The sequence below is a fragment of the Testudinibacter sp. 'clade 2' genome, from assembly GCF_006227735.1.
Classification (GTDB): Bacteria; Pseudomonadota; Gammaproteobacteria; order Enterobacterales; family Pasteurellaceae; genus Chelonobacter.
In genome coordinates this window covers 1-1728 of sequence record NZ_VDHB01000226.1, presented here as the reverse complement: position 1 = coordinate 1728, position 1728 = coordinate 1, and the positions used below count along the sequence as shown (strand labels likewise).

Below are 1728 nucleotides of genomic sequence, written 5' to 3'. Positions count from 1 at the left end.
CGGATTGTGTTTAAAATATAAACAAAGATCAACAGACCCTACACTTATCGGACCAGATAATATTTCAAAAGGATACTGCTATGACCCAATACACATTAGCGCAAACCAAACAAGGCAAAACCCTGTCTTTAACCGCTAAAATGGCCAACCGTCACGGCTTGATTGCCGGGGCAACCGGCACCGGCAAAACCATCAGCCTGCGCAAACTGGCGGAAGCCTTCAGTGACGACGGGGTGCCGGTGTTTCTGGTCGATGTCAAAGGCGATATCTCAGGGCTGGTGCAAGCCGGCGAACTGCAAGGCAAAGTGGCGGAACGCATCGAGCAGTTCGGCTTGGGCGGCGAAAGCTATTTGAGCGGTTATCCGGTCTCATTTTGGGACGTATTCGGCGAGAGCGGCATTCCGCTGCGCACTACGATTTCCGAAATGGGGCCGCTGTTGCTCTCCCGTCTGTTAAACCTGAACGCCACGCAAGAGGGCTTGCTGAATCTTGTGTTCCGTGTAGCAGACGACAAAGGCTTGCTGCTGATTGATTTGAAAGATTTACGTGCGATGTTAAAACACGTGGCCGACAATGCCGCTGCGTATCGGGTGGAATATGGCAATGTATCCGCTGCCAGTGTGGGGGCGATTCAGCGTTCGCTGTTGACGCTGGAAAACGAGGGCGCAACCAAACTGTTCGGCGAACCGGCGTTGAATTTGGACGACTGGCTGCAAACCCGTGACGGCAAAGGGGTAATCAATATCCTCAATTCGGAAAAATTGATCAACTCCAGCCGCATGTACGGCGCCTTTTTGCTGTGGCTGATGTCGGAACTGTTTGAAAATCTGCCGGAGGTTGGCGATCCGGATAAACCGACATTTGTGATGTTTTTTGACGAAGCGCATTTGCTGTTTGACGGTGCGCCGACCGCACTTGTCGAGAAAATCGAGCAAGTAGTGCGCTTGATCCGTTCCAAAGGCGTCGGGGTGTATTTTGTCACCCAAAATCCGCTCGACTTGCCGGACAGCGTGCTGGGGCAATTGGGCAACCGGATTCAACATGCGTTGCGAGCCTTTACCCCGCGCGATCAAAAAGCGGTTAAATCCGCCGCCGAAACTTTTCGCACCAATCCTGATGTCAATGTGGTGGAAGCGATTACTGCACTGGGCGTCGGCGAGGCGCTGGTTTCATTCCTCGATGAAAAAGGCATGCCGACCCCGGTGGAAATCGCCTATATTTATCCGCCGAAAAGTCAGTTAAAACCGATCAGTGCCGAACAGCGTGTTGCCTGGGTGAAAGATGACGAATTGTATCCGTTCTACCGCGACGAGGTCGATAATGAATCCGCTTTTGAAGTGCTGAACGCCGAGCAGCAGAATCTGGAAGCGGTGGCGCAGAAACAAGCGGAGCAGGCGCAACAGGAAGACAGCAGCCTGTTCGGCAGCCTCAGCCGCATGATCTTCGGCACTAAAAAACGCGGCGAGCAACTGACTGTCACCGAGCAACTGGTCAGCAGTGTCAGCAAAAGCGTCGGTCGTAATATCCGCAACCAAATCTCCCGCCAAATTGTGCGTGGTATTTTAGGGGCGTTGAAGAAATAAGCAATCGCTTTAATCCTTCTCCCTTGATGGGAGAAGGTGCCCGAAGGGCGGATGAGGGTGAAACATAGGATCACAGCACTGCACCCTGCCCCCTCATCCTGATTTTTGCTTCTGAACGAAGCAAAAGGTACAACCCGAACATCCT

General features: G+C 52.6%; 1 protein-coding gene. It reads left to right on the top strand.

Translation table 11 applies throughout. The features are described 5' to 3' along the window. Positions 1-80 precede the first annotated feature (80 nt). Complete coding sequence (locus FHQ30_RS12875; protein WP_139612291.1) at positions 81-1583, top strand: helicase HerA-like domain-containing protein; 1503 nt, start codon at positions 81-83, stop codon at positions 1581-1583. Positions 1584-1728: the final 145 nt, after the last annotated feature.

What these genes read in the sequence shown, in the direction of transcription:
- FHQ30_RS12875 (WP_139612291.1), top strand. Translation starts at nt 81, where the DNA reads ATGACCCAATACACATTAGCGCAAACCAAACAAGGCAAAACCCTGTCT.